Origin of the sequence: Rhodococcus sp. NPDC059968, from assembly GCF_042738615.1 — a bacterium.
In the GTDB taxonomy this organism is placed as follows: Bacteria; Actinomycetota; Actinomycetes; order Mycobacteriales; family Mycobacteriaceae; genus Rhodococcus_F.
Genome location: NZ_JBHWUE010000008.1, coordinates 38,911 through 61,557 on the forward strand (window position 1 = coordinate 38,911; position 22,647 = coordinate 61,557).

26 protein-coding genes, 1 tRNA gene and 1 pseudogene are annotated in these 22,647 nt (G+C 67.0%); 9 read left to right on the forward strand and 19 right to left on the reverse strand.

The annotated features are described in order from the left end of the window. The first annotated feature begins 124 nt into the window (after window positions 1-124). Together ACFWAY_RS10295 and ACFWAY_RS10300 are read left to right on the forward strand one after the other, a co-directional pair. Entirely contained in the window at window positions 125-1,543 is a 1,419-nt protein-coding gene (locus ACFWAY_RS10295; protein ID WP_378510587.1) for a glucose-6-phosphate dehydrogenase (NADP(+)), read from the forward strand. A gap of 26 nt (window positions 1,544-1,569) precedes the next feature. Further along, the gene (locus tag ACFWAY_RS10300; protein ID WP_378451372.1) at window positions 1,570-1,815 is read left to right on the forward strand and encodes a DUF2630 family protein; all 246 of its coding nucleotides are present in this window, start codon (window positions 1,570-1,572) and stop codon (window positions 1,813-1,815) included. Window positions 1,816-1,823: 8 nt separating this feature from the next. Here the strand turns inward: ACFWAY_RS10300 and ACFWAY_RS10305 are convergent, their stop codons facing one another. From ACFWAY_RS10305 to ACFWAY_RS10340, 8 genes are all read right to left on the reverse strand, one after another. Further along, window positions 1,824-2,837: a hypothetical protein gene (locus ACFWAY_RS10305; protein WP_378510588.1), complete on the reverse strand. Its 1,014-nt coding sequence runs from the start codon at window positions 2,835-2,837 to the stop codon at window positions 1,824-1,826. Next, window positions 2,837-3,337, reverse strand: coding sequence for an ImmA/IrrE family metallo-endopeptidase (locus ACFWAY_RS10310; RefSeq protein WP_378510589.1), 501 nt, complete (start codon window positions 3,335-3,337; stop codon window positions 2,837-2,839). Before ACFWAY_RS10310 ends, ACFWAY_RS10305 begins: the two co-directional genes overlap by 1 nt. 2 nt (window positions 3,338-3,339) lie before the next feature. Beyond that, window positions 3,340-3,855: a hypothetical protein gene (locus tag ACFWAY_RS10315; protein WP_378510590.1), complete on the reverse strand. Its 516-nt coding sequence runs from the start codon at window positions 3,853-3,855 to the stop codon at window positions 3,340-3,342. Between the two features lie 979 nt (window positions 3,856-4,834). Next, window positions 4,835-4,910 (reverse strand) — tRNA-Ala (locus ACFWAY_RS10320). Between the two features lie 97 nt (window positions 4,911-5,007). Further along, a complete protein-coding gene (glpR, locus tag ACFWAY_RS10325) occupies window positions 5,008-5,748 on the reverse strand; it encodes a gephyrin-like molybdotransferase receptor GlpR (RefSeq protein ID WP_378510591.1) in 741 nt (246 codons plus the stop codon). A 274-nt stretch (window positions 5,749-6,022) separates the two neighbouring features. After that, window positions 6,023-6,658, reverse strand: a complete 636-nt coding sequence (locus ACFWAY_RS10330; protein ID WP_378451377.1) for a GNAT family N-acetyltransferase — start codon at window positions 6,656-6,658, stop codon at window positions 6,023-6,025. 25 nt (window positions 6,659-6,683) lie between these two features. Next, window positions 6,684-7,943: a gephyrin-like molybdotransferase Glp gene (gene glp / locus ACFWAY_RS10335; RefSeq protein WP_005238688.1), complete on the reverse strand. Its 1,260-nt coding sequence runs from the start codon at window positions 7,941-7,943 to the stop codon at window positions 6,684-6,686. 19 nt (window positions 7,944-7,962) lie between these two features. After that, window positions 7,963-8,883 carry a UTP--glucose-1-phosphate uridylyltransferase gene (locus tag ACFWAY_RS10340; RefSeq protein WP_378451378.1) on the reverse strand — a complete coding sequence of 307 codons (921 nt, stop codon included), beginning with the start codon at window positions 8,881-8,883 and terminating at the stop codon, window positions 7,963-7,965. Between the two features lie 104 nt (window positions 8,884-8,987). Between ACFWAY_RS10340 and ACFWAY_RS10345 the strand changes: the two genes are divergently transcribed. The 4 genes and pseudogenes from ACFWAY_RS10345 (at window position 8,988) to mscL (ending at window position 11,336) form a co-directional block, all read left to right on the forward strand. After that, the gene (locus tag ACFWAY_RS10345; RefSeq protein WP_378510592.1) at window positions 8,988-9,566 is read left to right on the forward strand and encodes a 5-formyltetrahydrofolate cyclo-ligase; all 579 of its coding nucleotides are present in this window, start codon (window positions 8,988-8,990) and stop codon (window positions 9,564-9,566) included. A 105-nt stretch (window positions 9,567-9,671) separates the two neighbouring features. Further along, entirely contained in the window at window positions 9,672-9,980 is a 309-nt protein-coding gene (locus tag ACFWAY_RS10350; RefSeq protein WP_005238679.1) for an FmdB family zinc ribbon protein, read from the forward strand. 97 nt (window positions 9,981-10,077) lie between these two features. Further along, window positions 10,078-10,784: pseudogene (locus ACFWAY_RS10355) on the forward strand (SAF domain-containing protein). Window positions 10,785-10,868: 84 nt separating this feature from the next. Further along, a complete protein-coding gene (gene mscL, locus ACFWAY_RS10360; RefSeq protein WP_378510593.1) occupies window positions 10,869-11,336 on the forward strand; it encodes a large conductance mechanosensitive channel protein MscL in 468 nt (155 codons plus the stop codon). A gap of 68 nt (window positions 11,337-11,404) precedes the next feature. On the opposite strand, the gene ACFWAY_RS10365 is transcribed toward mscL, so the two are convergent. The 11 genes from ACFWAY_RS10365 to mrf all read right to left on the reverse strand — a co-directional run bounded on the left by ACFWAY_RS10365 (window position 11,405) and on the right by mrf (window position 21,821). Continuing rightward, entirely contained in the window at window positions 11,405-12,082 is a 678-nt protein-coding gene (locus ACFWAY_RS10365; protein WP_378451382.1) for an MspA family porin, read from the reverse strand. A gap of 73 nt (window positions 12,083-12,155) precedes the next feature. Continuing rightward, window positions 12,156-12,839, reverse strand: coding sequence for an MspA family porin (locus tag ACFWAY_RS10370; RefSeq protein WP_378451383.1), 684 nt, complete (start codon window positions 12,837-12,839; stop codon window positions 12,156-12,158). 245 nt (window positions 12,840-13,084) lie between these two features. Continuing rightward, entirely contained in the window at window positions 13,085-13,762 is a 678-nt protein-coding gene (locus tag ACFWAY_RS10375) for an MspA family porin (protein ID WP_378451384.1), read from the reverse strand. Between the two features lie 73 nt (window positions 13,763-13,835). Further along, on the reverse strand, window positions 13,836-14,519 hold the full coding sequence (locus ACFWAY_RS10380) for an MspA family porin (RefSeq protein WP_378451383.1): 684 nt from the start codon (window positions 14,517-14,519) through the stop codon (window positions 13,836-13,838). 664 nt (window positions 14,520-15,183) lie between these two features. Further along, entirely contained in the window at window positions 15,184-15,744 is a 561-nt protein-coding gene (locus ACFWAY_RS10385) for a molybdenum cofactor biosynthesis protein B (RefSeq protein WP_378451385.1), read from the reverse strand. Next, complete coding sequence (locus ACFWAY_RS10390) at window positions 15,744-17,231, reverse strand: trypsin-like peptidase domain-containing protein (protein WP_378510594.1); 1,488 nt, start codon at window positions 17,229-17,231, stop codon at window positions 15,744-15,746. The genes ACFWAY_RS10385 and ACFWAY_RS10390 overlap by 1 nt, the downstream gene beginning before the upstream one ends. A 122-nt stretch (window positions 17,232-17,353) precedes the next feature. After that, complete coding sequence (locus ACFWAY_RS10395) at window positions 17,354-18,832, reverse strand: ATP-binding protein (protein WP_378451387.1); 1,479 nt, start codon at window positions 18,830-18,832, stop codon at window positions 17,354-17,356. Continuing rightward, on the reverse strand, window positions 18,832-19,518 hold the full coding sequence (locus ACFWAY_RS10400; protein WP_378451388.1) for a response regulator transcription factor: 687 nt from the start codon (window positions 19,516-19,518) through the stop codon (window positions 18,832-18,834). Before ACFWAY_RS10400 ends, ACFWAY_RS10395 begins: the two co-directional genes overlap by 1 nt. 69 nt (window positions 19,519-19,587) lie before the next feature. Then, entirely contained in the window at window positions 19,588-20,196 is a 609-nt protein-coding gene (locus tag ACFWAY_RS10405) for a trimeric intracellular cation channel family protein (protein WP_005238652.1), read from the reverse strand. 108 nt (window positions 20,197-20,304) lie between these two features. Continuing rightward, complete coding sequence (locus ACFWAY_RS10410; RefSeq protein WP_378510595.1) at window positions 20,305-20,559, reverse strand: type B 50S ribosomal protein L31; 255 nt, start codon at window positions 20,557-20,559, stop codon at window positions 20,305-20,307. Continuing rightward, window positions 20,556-21,821, reverse strand: a complete 1,266-nt coding sequence (gene mrf / locus ACFWAY_RS10415; protein WP_378510596.1) for a ribosome hibernation factor-recruiting GTPase MRF — start codon at window positions 21,819-21,821, stop codon at window positions 20,556-20,558. The genes ACFWAY_RS10410 and mrf overlap by 4 nt, the downstream gene beginning before the upstream one ends. Window positions 21,822-21,918: 97 nt before the next feature. On the opposite strand from mrf, the gene rpmB reads away from it, so the two are divergent. From rpmB to rpsN, 3 genes are read left to right on the forward strand one after another with little or no spacing between them, the layout of a single operon-like run. After that, complete coding sequence (gene rpmB / locus ACFWAY_RS10420) at window positions 21,919-22,155, forward strand: 50S ribosomal protein L28 (protein ID WP_378510597.1); 237 nt, start codon at window positions 21,919-21,921, stop codon at window positions 22,153-22,155. Then, window positions 22,155-22,322: a 50S ribosomal protein L33 gene (gene rpmG / locus ACFWAY_RS10425; protein WP_160094064.1), complete on the forward strand. Its 168-nt coding sequence runs from the start codon at window positions 22,155-22,157 to the stop codon at window positions 22,320-22,322. The genes rpmB and rpmG overlap by 1 nt, the downstream gene beginning before the upstream one ends. Window positions 22,323-22,334: 12 nt before the next feature. After that, complete coding sequence (gene rpsN, locus ACFWAY_RS10430) at window positions 22,335-22,640, forward strand: 30S ribosomal protein S14 (RefSeq protein WP_005259913.1); 306 nt, start codon at window positions 22,335-22,337, stop codon at window positions 22,638-22,640. Window positions 22,641-22,647: the final 7 nt, after the last annotated feature.

Genomic DNA, 22,647 nt, shown 5'->3' on the forward strand with positions numbered 1-22,647 from the left:
GCCGTTGGGCGGCAACGAGTTTGCCGCGGTCCGCACCCGACGACCGGGTAGGACTCACCGGGCGCACCCGACGACACCGCCGGAATGCCCTGCCCGGTGTGCTCACGTGGCGCATGATGGAGCAATGGTTGACAGACCGCAGCTCGGTCCCACGATCTTCGTCCTCTTCGGTGCCACCGGGGACCTGTCCAAACGTATGGTCCTCCCCGCGTTCTTCCAGCTCGCCCGGTCGGGGCTCCTGAACTCCGAGTGGATGCTGATCGGCACCGGTCGGGGCAACGTCTCCGACGATCAGTTCCGCGACCACGTGCGCGACGTCGTCAACCAGTTCGGAGTGGCGCACGACGACACCGACTGGGAGGCGTTCGCCCGGCGGCTGAGATTCGCCGGCGGCGGCTTCACCCCGGACAACCCGGGAACGCTCCCCGCGGCCGTGCGGCAGGCGCGGGACGACCTCGGCGCGGCGGACGCGCAGTTGGTGCACTACCTGGCCCTGCCACCCAGCACGTTCGCCGAGACCACCCGCGCGCTCGGCGCTCACGACCTGGCCCGTGGCGCACGCGTCGTGTACGAGAAGCCGTTCGGGACGTCCCAGGAGGCGTTCACCGAACTCGACGAAGCCGTGCACCACGTCCTCGACGAGAAGCAGATTTATCGGATCGATCATTTCCTCGGCAAGGAGAGCACCCAGAATCTGCACATCCTGCGCTTCGCCAACGGGCTGATCGAGGGCGTCTGGAACCGGGAACACGTCGAGCAGGTACAGATCGACGTGCCCGAGACACTCGACATCGACGACCGCGCCCGGTTCTACGACGCCACCGGTGCCGTCCTGGACATGCTGGTGACCCACCTGTTCCAGGTCGCCGCCGAGATCGCGATGGAGCCGCCGGAGACGTTGGGTGCCGACGACCTCCAATCTGCCCGTGAATCCGTGATCGGGGCGTTCCGTCCCCTCGACACCGCCGACGTGGTGCTCGGTCAGTACGAGGGATACCGCGACGTCGACGGTGTGGCGGACGATTCGACGACGGAGACATTCGTCGCCGCGCGGCTGTGGGTCGACACGGACCGCTGGCGTGGGGTGCCGTTCCTCCTCCGGACCGGAAAGATGCTGGGCGTCAGCCGGCAACGGGTCAGCCTGGTCTTCCGAAGTCCGCGCGGCCCGCTCACGGACATTCCGCCGGACGGCGCCGTCCTGACGTTCGATCTGTCCGGGGACGGCGAGATCGACATCTCCATGGTCGTCAAGGAACCCGGGCCCGACGACAGCTTGTCGGTGGGGCACCTGGGCCTGCCCCTCGACACTGTGCCGCTCGCCCACGCCCTCGCACCGTATTCGCGTCTCATCCTCGACGTCCTGCACGGCGACCGGTCTCTGTTCACGCGCCCCGACGGCTTGGCGCACGTCTGGACCGTCGCCGACGCGCTGCTGCGTGACCCTCCCCCGGCCAAGCCGTACCCCGCAGGATCCATGGGACCGCCGGAGGCCGAAGACCTCGCCTCGCCCTGTGGGTGGCTGGTCACCGACTCTCCGAAATGATCACTGTCACGAGCTGAGGAACAGGCATGGACGACCACGAGATCGCCGATCGAATTCAAGCCCTCGTCGAGCAGGAGCACGAACTGCGGACACAGTTGCAGGAGGAGGGCCTGGCACCGCAGGAAGAACAGGCCCGGCTGCGGGCGCTGGAAACCTCGCTCGATCAGTGTTGGGACCTCCTGCGGCGCAGACGCGCCCGCCTCCACGCCGGCGAGGATCCCGACGACGCCACGGTGCGCCCCGAAGCCGAGGTCGAGGGGTACCTGCAGTAGTACCCGGGCTACTCCGTCGCCGATTCGAGGGTGTCCGCCCTCGCCGGGGCGGGACTGGTCTTGCGGAAGTCCTCGTACGCGTCGGCGAGATCCAGCACCCATCGGCGCGGCGACATGCCCTGGGGCGGCGCGATCCACTCGGTGTCGAGGACGTCCGAGGCGACCGGGTCGTCGATCCAGCGGGCGAGAATCCCCGCGCGTTCGGCGGTCGATTCCGGAAGATCCTGTTCGTCCGTGTCGAGCATGCCCGCGCCCGCCTGCAGGTACAGCGCATCCATGATGTGCGCAACCGCGTCGGAGGCGCGGAGAACGGTTGTGCTCCCCTTGCCGTCGCCCTCGACCACCTCGGGGAACCGTGCTACGAGCACCGAATGCACAGTGTTCATGCGGCGCAGGTCCTGCCGTGCGCGCAGCCACGTCTCGACGAGCACCCAGACGGTGCCGACCGACACGACCACGGCCGCGACGGTGTATGCCGACGAGGAGCCGACGGCCCATGTCTCCCCCGGCACCTCACGCACCAGTCCTACGACAGCCGCCGCCAGGACGATCGCCGATCCGACGACGATCAGTGAGATTCCGCGGCCGAGCGGTGTCCATGCGACGTGCCGGACCCCGGTCACGACCACCGCGGCCAGCGCGATCACGATGAACACCAGCGCCGGAACGGGATACCCACCGGCAAGCCCGATTCCGAGCACGACGGCCACGGTGTAGACGACCACGGCGACAGCGCGCAGCGCAGGACGCGGGAGTATCGGCCACACGGAGATCGCGCCGACCGCGCTCGCGGCGGCGAACAGCGTCCACGCCAGTTCGAGGACGATCTCCGACAGCCCGACAGCCGGGGCCACCGTGTCGAGACGCCCGGCGACGTCCGGAACGGCCAACGTGGAGGCGAGGGCCGCGCTGGACACCGCCACCACCATCGCCACGCGCAGCGGCGTCGGCTGACGCGCGGCGACCCGGCCGATCCGGGCACCCGCGGCAGTCCAGACGACGAGAGCAACCAGCCAGCCCATCAGCCGATCGCCTCGTCGTAGCGGAGCACGGACACGGGAGTCCCGCGCCCTCGCATCGTGTTCAACCGGATGAGCAGCATCGACGCGAACGTCTCGGCCTCCCACTCGGCCACTTCGTCGGACGGCTGCTCGTCTTCCCGCCGTCGCGACCGCTGACTGAGCATGTAGGCGATCAGATCGTCGCCGGCTTCGAGCGTCGCGGCGACGATCTCGGCTCCTTCGTGCCGAAACACGATGTGACCCAGCTCATGCGCAAGCGTGCGGTCGAGGTCCGGCAGGCCCGGCGCCAGCACGATCACGTCCCGGTCCGGGTACGCGCGTCTCTGGCCGCACACACCGGGCGCCATCGACGTCGTGAAATCGAGTTCGATGGGACGCTGCCGTTCGCGGGCCACCGCGTCCACCACGTGCCGGAGTGACACTGCTTCGGCACGGGCCGCCGCGTCACACACGGCGTCCACGGCTGCCGCGACCCGGCGATGAGATCTGTTCGCCCCCACGACTACATCCCTCCACTCGAAGCGGACGGGAAGAATTCCGCCCGCGCGGCCGCGATGCGCGCCTGTTGTGCGCGAGCACCCTTGAAGGTCAGCGCACCCGCCCCGCCGGCGCAGCACAGCAGCACGCCGACGCCACCGAGAACGGTGATCGCAGGCAACGGCTCGCTGTGGACCACGGGAACCATTCCCGGCGGCGCAGCGGCCGGATCGCCCTGGGCCGGTGCCTCCGCGGCGGACGACGGTCCGTCGCTGCTCGGGGTCTCCCCGGCAGGCCGATCCTCGGGTGCGGAACCCGCCGGACCGCTGACCCCCGGAGCTGCCGCGGCGGCGCCGGAACCGGAACCTCCGGCCGCCGCTCCCCCGGACGCCGGGGGTGCGGCAGGGCCCTCGGAGCCCGGGGCGGCAACAGCGTCGGAACCCGAGTCGTCTCCGGAACCGTCGTCGCCGGGGAAGTCGGGGCGCACGACCTTCGGTTCCCCCGCCGGCGGCAGCTGGATCGGGGGCGGAGGCGCAACCACGACACGTGATGTCGAAGGAGTCGACGTCTTCGTGGGTTCGGCAGTCCCGGACGGTTCGGTGGTCTCGGACGGTTCGGTGGTTTCGCTGGGTTCCCGTGTCTCACTGGGTTCCCGTGTCTCACTGGGTTCCCGTGTCTCACTGGGTTCCCGTGTCTCGCTGGGTTCCCGTGTCTCGCTGGGCTCTCCGCCACCGCAGCCGCGGCGACTCTCGCACGGCGGATGAGGATCCTGTGGCTTGCCGCCGCCGGCAGACTCCGAGGAAGCATCGTCGCATCGACTGCTGGCGCAGTCGTGATACTGGGGATCGGCGGAGGCGTCGGACGGGAACACCGAGACGGTGACCCAGCCGAGTCCGGACAAGAAGGCCAGCGCCAGTCCGACCATGGTCAGCCTTCGAACAACACGACGCGCGCTCACTGTGCACCCCCCTCGTATTCACGACACGACACCACGTCTACGGCGACGTCGCCGCTGTCATGGTATCGAGCGAACCGAGCGGAGGTGCTGGTGGTGCCGGTGTCGGGGAACCGGCACCACCAGCGATGCCCGAGCCAGGTGGGACTCGAGCAGCTTCTGAGAACCCCTGCGGGTTCGGTGTTGTCGCGTGGAGGTGCTGATCGGTCAGCGAAAGGCTGGCGTCTCCGACGCGACCCTCGCGACTTCGGTTGGTCGGTCGGAGTTCACAGGACGTTCACCAGCAACATCGTCGCGGTGATGGTCGCGACCACCGTTGCCGGCTCCAAGAACTTCGAGATCTTGTCCATTGCCTGCATGTATTTCCACCCCGTGCGATCGACCCCTTGATGACCTACGGACATTACACAGCATTCAGTTACCTTTTGGCAAATCCGAGAGCCGAGCATTCGCGCGGTGCCACGTTCTCGCTCCCCCGACGACGGCGCTCACCTGGTCCGGAATGCAGAAAAGGCGCGGAAAACAGAAAAGGCACTCCCTCCGAATGGAGTGAGTGCCTCTTCTGTGGTGGAGCTGAGGGGAATCGAACCCCTGACCTCTTCGATGCGAACGAAGCGCGCTACCAACTGCGCCACAGCCCCGTGCGGATCCTGCGATCCGCTCGGCAAACTCTAGCAGGCCACCCGCGGCGGGAGCGAATCGCCTACACCGACGTAGCTTTCGGCCCGATTCGCCCGGCTACTCACCGGCAGCTCGGCGCATCGTGGCCTGCTGCATCGGCGCGTCGTCGAAGTGTTCGAGATGGTCGAATTCGGGGTCCTCGTCGTCCACTTCGAGGACGACGGCGCCCGGACGCCGCAACCGAGCCGGGATGAGGCGGAGTTCCTCGTCGCTGCGGGACTCGACACCCAACTGCGAACGGTTGAGACGCGCGGTCCGTCGACGGCGGATCTCCTGCTCGATCTGGACCTGCCGGCGCAGATACGCCAAGTAGCCGAAGAGGCCGACCACACCGGCTGCGAACGCCCACCACATCAGCGGGGAGATGATCAGCCCGAGCGCCGCCGACATGATCGTCGCGAACACCAGCCCGAGAACTGACCGCTGGCGAAACCCGTACCGTGCCTCGCGCGCGATCGCGTCGGCCTCGGGATCGAAGCCGCCACGCCCTCGGCGCGCCGGTACGTACTCACCGACCGGTGCCCGCTCACCGTCGAACTCGTCTTCCTCTGCGTGAGTGTCCACAAGGTCCTCCGCGTCGTAGCCGTAGTGGTCCGGTTCCGGTTGCCAGTACGGGTCGCTGCGGTGTCCAGCCGCGGGTCCACGCTGCACGGGACGTTCGTCACCGCGGTGCAGCACACGCGTCGCGAGTGCTGCGTCACTGGTTTGCCGAATCCGGGGGCGGTTGTTCACCAGCATCGGAACCAGGACGAAGAGCCACACGACGACGAGCCCGATCCAGAGAAACGAGTTCGGCATATTGCGACCTCCTCCCAATCGTCTACCAGCATGGATACCGCTGTTGACCCACCCAGGCTAACCGCATGAACACGCACATCTTGGCAGACGCGCCGATCTCACCATACTCAGGTGTCACATGCGTAACGCGAAAATGTGGTGCTCGACATGCCTCGCGAAGGCATAGGGAACGATCCGGCAAAGACTCGCCGAAAGCGGAGCCCCGGTCAGGAAGCTTTGATACCGTCAGATAACTGCCGCGTAGCTGGACGTTTGTCCACGTCCGCTACGGCGGTCACGCCCAGGTGGCTTTGCCACTCCGCACGAGCGAATCCGCCACCGTACCGGGCACGTCCTCGACGGTCATGCCGACCAGAATGTGGTCGCGCCACTGCCCGTCGACGTCCAGGTAGCGCTTGAGGAGACCTTCCTCGCGGAAGCCGACGTTGCGGAGCACCGCCTGGCTCGCCAGGTTCTCCGGACGCACGGTTGCCTCCACGCGGTGCAATCCCACGGGTCCGAAGGCGTGATCGAGCCCCAGCGCGAGTGCGCCCGTGGCCACCCCGAGCCCGTTGACGTCGCTGGCCACCCAGTAACCGATCCAGGCGGAGCGCAGTGCACCCCGCACCACGTTGCCGATCGTGATCTGGCCGCAGAAATTGCCGTCGAGTTCGATGGCCATCGGCAGCATGCGACCCTTCCGGGCCTCCGACCGCAGACTGCTGCACAGTCCGGGCCATCCTGAAATATGGTGGCGCGCTTCCCAGGGCGCCTCCCCCGTCGGCTCCCACGGTTCGAGGTGCGCACGGTCGCGGATGCGCAGGCGGCTCCACGCGGCCGCGTCACGCAACCTGATGGCGCGCACGGTGACGACGCCACCCTTTACGCGCAGAGGCCCGAGATGCGGCGGCCAACCCGGATGCTGTGTCATCCCGTCTCACACTGTCGCGGTGTCATCAGCCCCGCTGCGCCAGAAAGGCCACGTCCACCTGGTCACCGGTCCGGACCTCGGTGATCTCGGGGTCGATGAGGACGAGGCAGTTGGCCTCGGCCAGCGTGGCGAGCAGGTGTGAGGACGCGCCCGGCGCCCCGCCGAGAGCTTGGACGAGGTATTCCCCCGTGGCCTCGTCGCGCATGAGCTGACCGCGGAGAAAACCCTTGCGGTGCTCGATGGACGTGATCGGCGCGACGGTGCGCGCGGTGACGACGCGTCGCATCGGCTGCCTGCGCCCCAGCGCGATGCGGATCAGCGGGCGCACCATCACCTCGAAGACCACCAGGGCGCTCACCGGATTGGACGGGAGCAGGAACGTCGGGACCTCGTCCCGGCCCAGCTGACCGAAACCCTGGACCGATCCCGGATGCATCGCGACCCGGTCGACCTCGAGGTTTCCGAGATCGGCGAGTGCGTCCCGCACATCCTCGGAGGCGCCGCCGCCGACTGCACCCGCGATGACGACGATCTCGGAACGGATCAGCTGACCTTCCACCACCTCGCGCAGGCGACGGGCGTCGGCGTTTGCGATACCGACCCGGTTGACGTCGGCGCCGGCGTCGCGGGCGGCGGCGGCCAGCGCGTACGAGTTGACGTCGTAGACCTGACCGGGACCGGGGGTCCGGTCGACGTCGACGAGTTCGCCACCGACCGAGATGACGGACAGCCGGGGCCGGGGATGCACGAGCACCTTGTCTCGGCCCACCGCCGCCAGCAACCCCACCTGCGCGGCTCCGATGATGGTGCCTGCCCGGACTGCGACGTCTCCGGGCTGTACGTCGTCGCCGGCCCGGCGCACGTAGTCGCCGGAGCGGACCGGCTTGTAGATCTTGACGCGGGCCCGGCCGCCGTCCGTGCGGTCGAGTGGAAGGACGGCGTCGGCGAGCGTCGGCAGCGGTGCACCCGTGTCGACCTTGACGGCCTGACGCGGCTGCAGCCGGATCGGCTGCCGCGAACCGGCCGTGACCTCACCGACCACGGGAAGCGACAGTTCGACGGGAGCACCGTCGTCGTCGCGGATGTCGGTTCCGGCGGCCTGGACGTCGACGCTACGGACGGCATAGCCGTCGATCGCGGCCTGGTCGAAACCGGGAAGCGGACGCTCGGTGACCACCTCTTCGGCACACAGCAGCCCCTGGGCTTCGGAGATCGCCACACGGACCGGCCGCGGCGCCACCGCGGCCGCGGTCACGATCGTCTGTTGCTCCTCGACCGACCGCAAGTTCTTGCCTCCCGAGCTTCTAGGAATCCGTCCGCTTCAAACGGTCGATCAGCCATTCGCGCAACGATGGGCCGTACTCGTCCATGTCCAACGCAAAGTCAACCGCAGCACGGAGGTAGCCGCCGGGATTTCCGAGATCGTGTCTCGTGCCTCGGTGCACGACGACGTGAACGGGATGGCCTTCCTTGATGAGGAGGGCAATGGCGTCGGTGAGCTGGAGCTCGCCACCGGCGCCGGGTTCGATCCGCCGCAGCGCATCGAAGATCGCGCGGTCGAGGAGGTAGCGACCTGCGGCGGCGAACGTGGAGGGCGCATCCTCGATGGCCGGCTTCTCGACCATGCCGACGACCTTGAGGACGTCCGGGTTGGTGGCGTCGGGCACCGTCTCGACCTCGAAGACGCCGTACGCGCTCACCTGATCCTTGGGGACGTCGATGGCGCACAGGACGGTGCCGCCACGCTTGCGGCGGACCCGCGACATCGTCTCGAGCACTCCGCGCGGCATCACCAGGTCGTCCGGAAGGAGCACGGCGATCGCGTCCTCGTCGTCGTCGAGGACCGACTCCGCGCAGCCGACCGCGTGGCCCAGTCCGAGAGGCTCGTCCTGGACGACGGATTCCACCTCGAGCAGGCCGGGAGCCTTGCGCACCTTCTCGAGCAGGTGATACTTGCCGCTGGCCTCGAGCTTGCTCTCGAGAACGAGATCCTCGACGAAGTGGGCGACCACTCCGTCCTTACCCGGCGAGGTCACGATCACGAGCCGGCCGGCACCCGAATCCGCGGCCTCTCCGGCCACGAGTTCGATACCCGGGGTATCCACGACCGGGAGCAGCTCTTTCGGCACGGTCTTGGTCGCGGGGAGGAATCGCGTACCCATTCCCGCTGCGGGCACGACAGCCGTGCGAAAGGCGCTGGCGGTGTGCGGTGCGGCGTCTGTCATGCCCACACCTTAACCGTGCGGACCTACTCGATAGTCACCAAGATCCTGTCGGTTACCTCCCGCAACCCGTCGGGACGCTCGCCGGTCGGCTCTAAGGTTGGGGCATGCACGCACGAACGAAGGACGAGTGGCGGCAACTGGTGCTCTCCGGGCGGCGCGCGCTGACCCCCGAACGCCGCACCGCCGAGGACCGGGCGCTTGTCGCGCTCGTCACACAGGGAATCTCCGGCGGATCGACCGTCTGCGCCTACGTTCCCACCGTGCTCGAGCCGGGATCGCTGGACTTTCTCGACGCCCTCCGACAGGTCGCCGGACGCGTCCTCGTGCCCGTCACGCGCGAACCGGGTCCGCTCCACTGGTCCGAGTTCACGGGCGCGGACGGTCTCGCCGACGCGAGTTACGGCCTGCGCGAGCCGACCGGACCGGTGTGGGAACCCGACGAGATCCGTTCGGCCGGGACCATTTTCGTTCCCGCCCTGGCCGTCGACAGGAGGGGCGTGCGCCTCGGCCGCGGCGCCGGCTTCTACGACCGGACTCTCGGCCTCGCCGCCCCCTACACACGGCTGATCACGGTGGTCCGCGACGAGGAACTGGTATCCGAGCTGCCCGAGGACCCCCATGACGTACGTATGGGATGGGCACTCACCCCCGGAAAGGGCCTCGTCGCGCTCGGCGAACACTGAGGACGCTTCCGGCCCCGGAATAGTTCTCTGATTAGCCTTGTTGGCACTGTCGACTGTAGAGTGCTAAAAACCTGCGGTTTGACTACACAGTGCGGAGGAACCCCGGTGCCCACTTACTCATATGCGTGCACGGCATGCGACAACCGTTTCGACATCGTCCAGTCGTTCAGTGATGACTCCCTGACCGTCTGCCCCGCATGCTCGGGCAAGCTTCGCAAACTGTTCAACTCCGTCGGCATCGTCTTCAAGGGCAGCGGTTTCTACCGCACCGACAGCCGCGGCACGTCCGGCGCAGCAAGCGAGCCGGCCAAGACCGACTCCGCTCCCGCCGCGAAGTCGGAAAGTTCGTCGACGGCCTCGTCCAGCTCTTCGAGCACCGCAACCGCCGCACCGGCCAAGGCTGCTGCCAGCTAGTTCTCGCGCCTCCGCGAGTTATCCACAACTTCTCGCCCATCCACAGGCGGGCCCATTCGGTGCACCCACGGGCCCGCCGGCCTCCTAGCGTCGAACCATGTCGTTCGACCCTGTCCAGACCGGTCGCCGCCGGTCGAACCGAGCACACCGCAGCCTGAGCCCGTCGTGGGCCGACCGGCTGTCGAACCTCGCCCATCCTGGTTGGGCCCGCACCCTCGTCGCCCGACGCGTCCTGGCCGCCGCGCTGGTCTGCCTCGCACTGGCCCTCCTCGCCCGTGGAGACCCCGACTCCGCCCGCTCCGCAGTCGTGGTGGCCGCCCGGGACCTCCAACCAGGCGTCGTTCTCACGGACGCCGACGTGGAAGTGGTGGAACTCGAAGCGGGAACCCTGCCCCACGGGGCCGTCACCGCAGTGGCGGACGTCGACGGGCGCACCCTCGCCGGACCGACCCGCGCCGGTGAAGCCCTCACCGACGTCCGGGTACTGGGACCCCGCCTGCCGCCGCCGGCATGGACGACGCCCGGATCGTCCCAGTCCGGCTCGCCGACCCCGCTGTCACGGAACTTCTGCGTGAGGGCGATCGCGTCGACGTGCTCGCGGTCGATCCCGCCACACCAGCGAATCCGGACCGGCGGTCCGGCGCCACCGTGCTGGCGTCCCGCGCCGTCGTGGTGTTGGTGACACCGTCCGAGAACGGGCGTGACCAGCGAGAACGCGTGGTGATGCTGGCCCTTCCGGCGTCCGAGGCCACGACGGTGGCCGCGGCATCCCTCACGAGCGCGATCACCGTGACCTTTCAGTGATCTGTCACGCGGAGCCGTACTGATCTAGTCTTTTTTTGCCAGACAGTGCTGGATGACTTGCCACCCACTCGAGGAGAGGTCGACATGTTCAAGGGATTCAAGGACTTCCTGCTCCGGGGGAACGTCCTCGACCTCGCCGTCGCGGTCGTAGTCGGAGCCGCGTTCACCGCCATCGTCACAGCGTTCACCAACAACGTGATCAATCCGCTGATCGCCGTTGCGGGCGGCGCCAACGATCTGGGCTGGGGTTACCAGATTATCGCCGACAACCCGGCCACCTTCATCAACATCGGCGCCGTCATCACGGCTGTGATCAACTTCGTGATCGTCGCAGCGGTCGTGTACTTCATTCTCATCGTCCCGGCCAACGCCGCGAAGAAGCGGTTCATCACCGAGCCGGCCGACAAGAAGGCCAGCGAGGCGGACCTGCTGATCCAGATCCGCGACATCCTCGAGGCCAGCCTCCAAACCGACGGGGCGGCAGCCAGTTCCGACGGTGCGCACGCCATGCCCGCCGAGAAGGCGGCGAACCTCGACAAGACGCGCGAATAGCGTTCAGACAACTCCGGGCCCGTGCAGCAGCTGCGTGCACGGGCCCGGACTCTTTGGTGGAACGAATATCAGCCGATGCTGAAGGGCTGTCCCCACAGGGTGACGGTGCTGCTCACGTTGTCCGTCTCGACGGACACGTTCACGTACGACCGTGCCTGCGCGTAACCGGCGCAGCCGTTCACGCCGAGGGTCGAGTCGGCCCAGGTGACCGAACCGTCAGTACCCTCGAAGCTGTTGTATGCCGAGTGCGACTCTCCGCCGTAGGCGTCGGCCGACTCGAGGTCAAGGATGTCGACGCTGACGGCCTCACCGGGGCCGAGGGTGATACCAGCGCTCGTGCCGCCGTCGACAGGAACCGAAACGGTACCGTCAGCATTCACCACCGGAGTCGAGCCGGCTTCACCGCCTGCCTCCGCACCGAAGTCGACCTGGCAGGCCAGGACGTAACCCGGCTGGATGTCGGCACCGGTCGCTCCGGCGCCGTCCAGGTGGACGGAGGCCTTGCCGTTGACCCAGACGTTACGGTGCAACGGAGTCGAACCCATCGACGGCGAAACGTTCGCGCTCTCATCGGTCAGGTTCACCGTCACCACGGTGCCGTCAGCCAACGTCTGCGTGATCGAACCACCAGGCAGCGGAATGAACGTGTCGGCGCTCGCCGCACCGACGGAAAAGAAGCCCATGGTCGCGGCAGCAGCGGCACCGACCGCGGCCAGACGCACACCGTTCTTACGGTTGATGATCATTGTTCCCCTCTCAGGGATAGAAACCTCGCGCACGCGAGAAAGTGGGTGGGAAGAACTGCGAAAGAGACCGAAATCAGCCGATGCTGAACGGCGCACCGTACAGAACGGTCTTCGAGTAGTCGTTGCCCACGATCTCCACGACCGAGTACGAACGAGCCTGCGCGAATCCACCGCACTTCTGCACCTGCAGCTCCGCATCCTGGTACTGCAGCGCGTACACGCCGTCCTTCTTGATGTCCTTGCCACCCAACGGCACGTACTTGATCTCACCCGAAGCCAACGGAACCGTCAGACCCGCACTCGCCGACAACGAATCGAGACCCAGACTGAACGACGGGTTCGCCGACAGACCCGTGATATCCACCTGGCAACCCACGATGTACCCGGTCGACACCCGCGAAACACCATGCGTCGTCGACGCATTCGTACCGTTGTAGGTACCCGCATTGTTCGTCGTCGAGTTCGCGTCCGGAACGTCGGTGACGTCCTTGATGCCCTTGACATCGGCAACGACGGTGCCCGACACCCAGGCCACACGACCGACGCCATTGGCAGCCAGCGACGGCGACGACAGAGCGCTCTCCGCAGTACGCGTCAACGTCACATTCGGACCGGCCTTCGAACCATCAGGCAGCGGGATGAAAGTATCCGCGCTCGCCGCACCAGTGGACATCAAACCGAGTGCAACAGCCGCAGCAGCACCCAGGCCTGCAATACGGGCGCCACGGCGCAGGCCGGACTTGCGGTTCTCGCTCATTCGTTCCCCTCATCAGGCGTGGTTGCTCCGACCTTCGGAGAAGACCTACGACCTAGCGAGGTCCAAAGTTAGAGCATTCGAGTCTGAAACGTAATATCCGGAACGGTGCATTTACGTAAGTGTTACCAGACATAAAGGCGCGTTATTTGCGCGTAATAGCGCATTTTTGACGCGCCAAAAATCGGGGCGCGAGTATTACCGCGCCCCGATTCCGGGTAATTCCTACTTGTTTATGGAGAAAGCAATCAGCCGATGCTGAAGGGCTGTCCCCACAGGGTGACCGTGCTGCTGACGTTGTCGGTGCTGACGGCAACCTTGACGTAGCTGCGCGCCTGGGCGTAGCCGGCGCAACCGCTCACTCCGAGGGTCGAGTCGGCCCAGGTGACCGAACCGGTCTTGCCCGTGAACTTGTTGGCACCGGAGTGCGACTCGGCGCCGTAGGCGTCCTTCTTCTCGAGGTCGAGAATCGTGACGTTCTTCGCCTGGCCGGGGCCGAGGGTGATTCCGGCGCCGGTGGCACCCGTGACCGGAATAGAGACGGTGCCGTCGTCGGCGACGGACGGCGTCGAGCCCGTCTTGCCGTTGGCGCTGGCACCGAAGTCGACCTGGCAGGCCAGGACGTAACCCGGGGTGATCGAGGCTCCCTTGGCTCCGGCGCCGTCCAGCGTGACGGAGGCCTTGCCGTTGACCCAGACGTTACGGTGCAACGGAGTCGAACCCATCGACGGCGAAACGTTCGCGCTCTCATCGGTCAGGTTCACCGTCACCACGGTGCCGTCAGCCAACGTCTGCGTGATCGAACCACCAGGCAGCGGAATGAACGTGTCGGCGCTCGCCGCACCGACGGAAAAGAAGCCCATGGTCGCGGCAGCAGCGGCACCGACCGCGGCCAGACGCACACCGTTCTTACGGTTGATGATCATTGTTCCCCTCTCAGGGATAGAAACCTCGCGCACGCGAGAAAGTGGGTGGGAAGAACTGCGAAAGAGACCGAAATCAGCCGATGCTGAACGGCGCACCGTACAGAACGGTCTTCGAGTAGTCGTTGCCCACGATCTCCACGACCGAGTACGAACGAGCCTGCGCGAATCCACCGCACTTCTGCACCTGCAGCTCCGCATCCTGGTACTGCAGCGCGTACACGCCGTCCTTCTTGATGTCCTTGCCACCCAACGGCACGTACTTGATCTCACCCGAAGCCAACGGAACCGTCAGACCCGCACTCGCCGACAACGAATCGAGACCCAGACTGAACGACGGGTTCGCCGACAGACCCGTGATATCCACCTGGCAACCCACGATGTACCCGGTCGACACCCGCGAAACACCATGCGTCGTCGACGCATTCGTACCGTTGTAGGTACCCGCATTGTTCGTCGTCGAGTTCGCGTCCGGAACGTCGGTGACGTCCTTGATGCCCTTGACATCGGCAACGACGGTGCCCGACACCCAGGCCACACGACCGACGCCATTGGCAGCCAGCGACGGCGACGACAGAGCGCTCTCCGCAGTACGCGTCAACGTCACATTCGGACCGGCCTTCGAACCATCAGGCAGCGGGATGAAAGTATCCGCGCTCGCCGCACCAGTGGACATCAAACCGAGTGCAACAGCCGCAGCAGCACCCAGGCCTGCAATACGGGCGCCACGGCGCAGGCCGGACTTGCGGTTCTCGCTCATTCGTTCCCCTCATCAGGATTCATGCAAGTTCCCAGCCCCGACGATCGAAGCTGAGGAGTGGTCCATTTCGGGCCCAGCGCAGTATTCGCAGCAAAGGTGTCCGCAGAGTTAACTGCGGACGACCAGTTGCCGGAATTTCGACACTAGAGACAAACCTCACAAGGAGGCTCATCCGGGCAACGACGTGGCACCACGCCCCGCCCTCCATCTTCGTACTGACTCGTCAGGGACATTAACCCGAGCTAAGAACCTGGGCAACGTGATCAGCTCGTGACGCAATTGTGATGTGCCTCACAAAGTTGAAAACGAAACATTACCTACGGGTAGCCCCGCTTTGGATTCTCGTGAACGAAAGCGGCCGTACCAGTAGTTTTCCGGGCGCGATTTTTTCCGTTACTGCCGACAACACTTAGATTCATCCAGATTTCAATCAGGCGTCTACCCGTGATGAGGGGGAACCTGACGCCGAATCCACTCCTCGGACTCGTTGCGTTTGTCCACATACTGAGATGCCTCGTCCTGTCCGCGTTCGTCCACGGTGGTGTCGGGGAAGACGTCCCCGAAGATGCGTTCGAGCCGGGCCCTGTCGATCGGGGCCCGGCTCGGAACTGCCTGCTCGTCGGGCTCGCTGTGCGAGTCCGGCTCGTCGGAACGAGAAATCGTCTCAGCCTTCCAGACCGGACAATTCGGAAATCACGTGCGCCGCGAGCGGCGTCAGGGTGGCCATGCCGTCCCGGACCGCGGCGCGGGAGGACGCGAGATTTACCACGAGTGTGCTGCCGGACACTCCGGCGAGCCCGCGGGAAAGGCCCGCGTCGAGCGAACCGGCGGCGAGACCGGAAGACCGGAGGGCCTCCGAGATTCCCGGAATCTCGCGGTCGAGGACCTCGGCGGTGACGTCGGGGGCGACGTCACGCGGCGACACGCCGGTACCGCCGACGGAGACGACGAGGTCGACGCCTCCGATGACGGCGGTGTTGAGCGCGTTGCGGATCTCCACCTCGTCGGCCGCCACCGCCACGATGGCGTCGACGATGAAGCCGGCCTCGTTCAGCAGTTCTGTCACCAGGGGCCCGATGGAGTCCTTGCCGTCACCGTGAGCGGTGCGGTCGTCGACGATTACCACCAGCGCGCGGCCGGCCAGCGAGGCTTCGATTTCCATGGTCCCTACCGTAGTGGCCCCATTCAGAACGGACTCCACCTGTCCGAGAATCCCCGTGTTCATCAGCGGCCACCCTGTTCGGCCGTTCCGAGCGTGACGTCGACGGTCTTGGTATTGGATCCGTTCCCGTCGGTGTAGGTGATCGACACATTGTCTCCCGGTGCGTGTGAACGGATGGCGGCGATGAGCGCGTCGCCACTGGTGATGACGCGGTCGTCGACCTTGGTGATCACCGACCCCTTCGGAATACCCGCCTTCTCCGCCGGGCTGCCCGCCGTGACCTCGACGACGGTGGCACCGTTGGCGGCGTCCTGCGACGGGACCTGGATCCCGATGACGGCCTGGGTCGCCTTGCCTGTCTTGACCAGCTCGTCCGCGATGCGCCGGGCCTGGTCGACCGGGATCGCGAAGCCGAGTCCGATGGAGCCGCTCTGCTCGCCGGCACCGGAACCGCCGATGCTCGCGATGGCCGTGTTGATGCCGATCAGCTGGCCGTCCATGTTGACGAGGGCGCCGCCGGAGTTGCCCGGGTTGATCGCCGCATCGGTCTGGAGGGCGTCGATGACGGTGTTCTGGTTGCCGGACTCGCCGCTGGTGGACACCGGGCGATTGAGCGCCGAGATGATGCCCTCGGTGACGGTCCCGGCCAGGCCGAGGGGCGACCCGATCGCCACGACCTGCTGTCCGACCTGCACGTTGCCGGACGTTCCCAGCTCGATCGGAGTGAGGTCGGTCTTGCCGTCCACCTTGATGACCGCGAGATCGGACACCGGGTCGGCGCCGACCAGCTTGGCGTCCGCCGTGCTGCCGTCCGAGAAAGCGACCGTCAGCTTGCCGCCCTTTGCTGCCGCGCCTGCCACGTGATTGTTGGTGAGGATCATGCCGTCGGACGAGATGACGATGCCGGATCCTTCTCCACCGGAACCGCCTGCCGTCGCCACCTCGATCTGCACGACGCTCGGGACCACCTTGTTCGCGACCGCCTGCACCGAACCTGCCGGTGCATTCGCGGCCGGGGTCGCGGTGTTGTTCTTGGGGGCGTCGAGGGAGTTGGTCACCGCGGCGCCGCTGCCGTTCCGGTCGGTTGCCAGGGAGCCCACGACGCCACCGATGCCACCGCTCACGAGAGCGAGCGCCACAGCGCCCACCACGATGGCGGTTCGGGCGGGACGCTTGGTCGCGGTCGCCGTCGATCCCTCCCCGGCCTGTCCGGGGCCCTGAAGGCCGGGGAACGGGCCCTGAGGCGCCCCGTGCTGTCCGACCCCGTGCTGGGCACCCGGGTGTCCCGGAGCGCCGTGCTGAGGCTGCCCGAACTGCTGTGTGGGCTGCTGCGGCGCACCGTACGGATTGCCCTGGGGGTACCCGGGCGCGCCGTAGGCCTGCTGACCCATCGGACCGCCCGCGGGGTTCTGCGGAGTGGCCGGAAACTGCTCGGTCGGGTGGTAACCCGGCGTCGACTGCGGGTGGGCAGGCTGATCGGGCCGCGAGCCCTGGTCGCCACCGGCATTGTCGCGGCTGTTGCCGTCGTGACTGTCTCGATCTTCGGTCATCGCATCACTTCCATCTCCCGCGACCGCCCGCAGGGGCAGTCGCACCGTCTCTGTGTACGAGAGTGCCCGGTGGGACTGAGAAGGTCCTGAGACCGGCCTTTGAGTTAGCCGAGACCCTGAGACTATTCCGCTTCGGGTTCACCCGGAAGGACGATCCGGATGAGCGCACCGCCCCGTTCGGAGACGTCGACGGCGATCGTGCCGCCGTGCTTGACCACCACCTGCCTGACGATCGCCAGACCCAGCCCGGAGCCGGGCATCGAGCGCGACGCCGTCGACCGGTAGAAGCGGTCGAACACCAGCTCCCGATCCTCCTCCGGAATGCCCGGTCCCGCGTCGTCGACCGTCAGCTCGAGAAGTCCGTCGCCTGCCGGTTGCATCGCGACGCGCACCTGCTCACCGGTGGGACTCCACTTTGCCGCGTTGTCGAGCACGTTGAGCACCGCCCGCGACAATCCCGCGTGGTCGCCGTACACGAACCAGGGAACGGTGACGGCGGTGAAGTCGATCTCGTTGCGCCGGCGGCGCGCCCGCTCGAGGCTCCGTTCCACCACTTCGCTGAGATCGACTCTCTCGAAGATGGTTTCCGGTGCGTCCTCGCGGGCAAGGTCCACGAGATCGCCCACCAGCTGCGAGAGTTCCTCGATCTGCGCCACCACGTCGGTGCGCAGTTCGGCCATGTCCTCGTCCGGAATATGCGGTGCGCCAGGACGACTCGACGCGATCAGCAATTCCATGTTGGTGCGCAACGAGGTGAGCGGCGTCCGCAGTTCGTGTCCCGCGTCGGCGACGAGCCTGCTCTGCCGCTCCCGCGATTCCGCGAGCGCCCTCAGCATCGTGTTGAAACTCTCGGTGAGCCGGGCGAGTTCGTCGTTGCCCGTCACCGGCATGGGCGTCAGGTCGTCCGTCCGTGCCACCCGTTCCGTGGCGGCGGTGAGCCGGGCGATCGGACGCAGACCGGTGCGCCCCACCGTCGTTCCGGCGGCGGCCGCGAGGACCACTCCGCACCCGCCGACGATGAACAGCACCCAGGCCAGGCGGTCCAGCACGGCGCCCGTCGGCGCCAGTCGCTGCGCGATCACCAGTGTGCTGCCGTCCTGGGTGCGCTCGGCCAGCACCCGCTGATTCTCCGCCGTCCGCAACGACGTGTCGCGCTCGCCGCGGGCCACGGACAGTTCGGGTTCACCGATGGGGACACTCGACCCCGGCGGTGTGTACGTGTCGAGGTCCGGGAAGATCAGCGCCACACTGATGTCCGTCGTGTACAGGGTCGCGCCCGCGATGTAGCGCGGATCGAACGTCACGAGATTGCTGTCGATGAGCGCCGACGCGCGGGTGCGCAGCTGGTTGTCCACATCCGCGTACAGAGCCCGCGACACCACGGCGTACGCCGCGATCGCCATGACGGCCACCGCGATGGCCACCACGGACGCAGCGAGCAGCGTCACCCGCCACCGCAACGACACCGACCGCGTCAACGGCATCGGAGGTCGCATCTCGGGCGGTAACGGAATCGGGCCTGTGGGGTACCGGGAAATGTGGTGCGAGTCGTGCTTCGCCGACCCCGACCTGTCGGCGGTCTTGTGGAACGGAACAGCCATCACGGAGGAGTCTCCCGCAGCACGTAGCCGACTCCGCGGACGGTGTGCAACAGGCGGATCTCACCGTCCGCCTCCGTCTTGCGACGCAAATACCCGATGTAGACCTCCAGCGCGTTGCCGGACGTCGGGAAGTCGTAACCCCACACCTCCTCGAGGATGCGTCCGCGGGTCAGCACCCGGCGCGGGTTGGCCATCAGCATCTCGAGGAGCGAGAACTCGGTGCGCGTCAGGCTGATGGACCGCTCGCCACGCGTCACCTCGCGAGTGACCGGGTCGAGCGTGAGGTCCTCGAACGTCATCTTCTCCGAGTCGATGCCCGGCTCCGGCGCGGCGCGGCGCAGCAGTGCACGCAGCCGGGCCAGCAACTCCTCCAGGGCGAAGGGTTTGGGCAGGTAGTCATCGGCTCCGGCGTCCAGACCCGACACCCGCTCCGACACGGAGTCGCGCGCCGTGAGGACGAGAATCGGCAGGTCGTCGCCGGTACTCCGCAGCCGTCGGCACACCTCGAGACCGTCCAGGCGCGGCATCATCACGTCGAGCACGAGCGCGTCGGGACGTGCGTTCGCCACCTTCTCGAGTGCATCGATACCGTCGACGGCCAGTTCCACCGAGTACCCGTTGAAGCTGAGAGAACGCCGCAAGGACTCCCTCACGGCGCGATCGTCGTCGACCACCAAAATGCGCATACCCGACAGTTTGGCCTGATCAACTGAGATATGTCTGAGAAGGGACCATCGAAGTGCCCTGTTGGCCAGTCACTCGAGGACGCGTGGACCCGGCAGACCCCAGTTCCGCCACAGCGCCAGCACCCGCAGCGCCGACGCGAACACCGTGCCCACCACCAGCGCCACATCGGTGCCCGAACCCCACTCGCTCACCACGACCACCAGCGCCGAACCGAGCAGCGCCGGCACCGCGTAGAAGTCCCGCTGCAGCAGCAACGGGACCTCGTTCACCAGCACGTCGCGCAAGATCCCCCCGCCGATCGCCGCCGTCCCACCGATGAGGCACGACGCGAGCGGACTCGCCCCGTGGTCGAGCGCGATCACCGCGCCCGTGCTCGCGAACAGGCCCATGCCCAGAGCGTCGAGCACCAGGATCTCCCGGCGGAGTCGCCCGACAGTCGAATGCAGGAAGAACACCAGCAACGACATGCCGAACGACGTGCCGAGGTTCGGCCAGCTACCCAGCGACGTCGGCGGATGGATGCCCAGCAGGACGTCGCGGACGATGCCGCCACCGAGAGCGGTGAAGACACCGACCACGCACACACCGAAGATGTCGAGTCGCTTCGTCACCCCAACCAGGGCGCCCGAGGCCGCGAACACCGCGATGCCCACCAGTTCCAGGATGTACAGCAGCACCCGCCAAGGTTCGCACGATCACCGTCACTTCCCGGCCGGGTCCCCCAATCCCAGCTTCACGGCCTTCGACCCGTGAGTACTTGTTAACCGCCCGCGGTTAACAAGTACTCACGGGCGCGTGCGCACTCCATAGCGGCGTTCGAACTTCTCGACGCGGCCCGCGGTGTCCATCACGCGCTGCGCGCCGGTCCAGAACGGGTGCGACTCGCTGGTCACGTCCACGACCACCAGCGGATAGGTGTTGCCGTCCGCCCATTCGACGGTGCGGTCGCTGGTTACCGTGGACCGCGTGAGAAACGTGGTTCCGGTGCTCGCGTCCTGGAACACCACGGGGTGGTAGTTGGGGTGGATGTCGGACTTCATTCGTGTCCCTCTCTCGATTCGGGTTCTGCGTAGGGTGATTCGCTGCTCTCGCAGGGATCTTCGTGGAACTGCCCGAACGGGTCGGGCCACGACCGCCATCCCGCTTCGTCCGCGAGTTCGTCGTCGGTGACGAGCGCCCACTGCAACGTGCGGTCGATCTCGGTGGGGTCGGCCGCGTGCACCAGCACCACCATCGACGTGTGCCGGTCACCGAAGCGCTCGTTCCAGCACAGCGCGGCCATCGCGCGGCGCGCAGTCGGGACCTGTTCCTGTTCCTCCGGGGTCATCGCGGCCAGCCAGCGGTCGGCACTGGCCACCCGCAGTCCCCCACCGGCCGACTCGAGCCACAGTGCCTCGTCCGGCTGCGTCGCGACCCACACGCGTCCGCGCGACGTGACGACACCGTCGAGGAGCACGTCCACGGCCTCGTGCAGCCGTTCCGGATGGAACGGCCGGGTGGCGGTGAACTCGACGAGCACGACGCCGCAGTCGTGGGACAGCGGCGGCTGCCCGCGCAGCAGCGGTGAGTGCGCGTGGGACGGCTCACCGCGCCGCGCGCCGGCCGGGATGTCGAGGATCAGGCGCTCGACGTCGAGCGCGTTCCCGCCCCGGACGATCGGCGCTCGAGGTGCCAGCCGGGCCAGGACGGCGTGGAGCCGGGCCTGCTGCCAGCCGTCGCCGGCACTGCCCGACACCACCAGGGCGTCGGCGAAGTCCACCTGCCCGACCGCGACCTGCGCGACGGTGCGGTCGTCGTCCAGTGCGTCGTCGCCGGTGGCGTCGGCCAGCCACGATGCCGCGTCGAGGCAGGTGACGACGCCGTCGACGCGAACGTCCCTCGATGCCGGACCGTCGATCTGCCCCACCACACCGGACACCGCCACGTGCTCGACCGCCCAGCACACCGCCTCGGGCTCGAGCCGGCGGTCGAGGTGCAGCACGATGCGCTGCACCGAACTGCGGGTGTGCAGGCGGCGGAGCAGCGGGAGAAGGTCGACGCGCAGCGTGCAGGAGATGCAGCCGTGCGCCAGTTCGAGGATGCCGCGGCGCTCGCGCGGCGCCCCCGACTCCAGCGTGGTGACGGTGCGGCGCACGACGCCTTCGTGCACGAGGTCGAGATCGTGATGCACGACGACGGTGCCTTCCCGGAGCAGCGACCGCGCCGTGTCCTCGGTGGGGCCGTTCCACCCGGACACCAGGATCAGCGGAGTCCGGCCGTCGAGTATCTCACTCACGAGCACCCTTTCGATAACGATTGTCATTACGTGGACAGAACGCTACATTGGAATCACGTCGTTGTCGAAAATGATTGTCATAACCTCTTGGGGCGCCCCCGCGAGAGGACAGAGAGGAACGCCCATGTCGGCGCACTGCCAGGTGACCGGACGCCAGCCAGGATTCGGCAAGTCCGTGTCGCACTCCCACCAGCGCACCAACCGGCGCTGGGATCCGAACATCCAGAAGAAGACCTACCTCCTGCCCAGCGAGGGCCGTCGGGTCACCCTCACGCTCTCCGCAAAGGGCATCAAGACCATCGACCGGGACGGCATCGATGCCGTCGTCGCCCGAATCCGCGCCCGCGGGGAGAGGATCTGATGGCCGCCCGCAACGAGATCCGCCCGATCGTGAAGCTGAAGTCGACCGCAGGCACGGGATACACGTACGTGACCCGCAAGAATCGCCGCAACGACCCGGACCGCCTCGTGATGAAGAAGTACGACCCGCTCGTGCGGAAGCACGTCGATTTCCGAGAAGAGAAGTAGAAGACACCGCGCATGGCAAAGAAGTCGAAGATCGCGAAGAACGAGCAACGCAAGATCGTCGTGGCGCGCTGGGCCGAGCGCCGCGCAGAGCTGAAGGAGACCATCCGCCGTCCGTCGAGCAGCGAAGACGAGCGCGCCGAGGCCCGCGCGGCACTGCAGCGTCTGCCCCGCGACGCGAGTCCGGTACGATTGCGCAATCGAGACGCTGCGGATGGACGTCCGCGCGGCCACCTGAGGAAGTTCGGGCTCTCTCGCGTGCGTGTTCGCGAGATGGCGCACCGCGGGGAGCTGCCAGGCGTCCACAAGTCGAGCTGGTAAAGGAAGA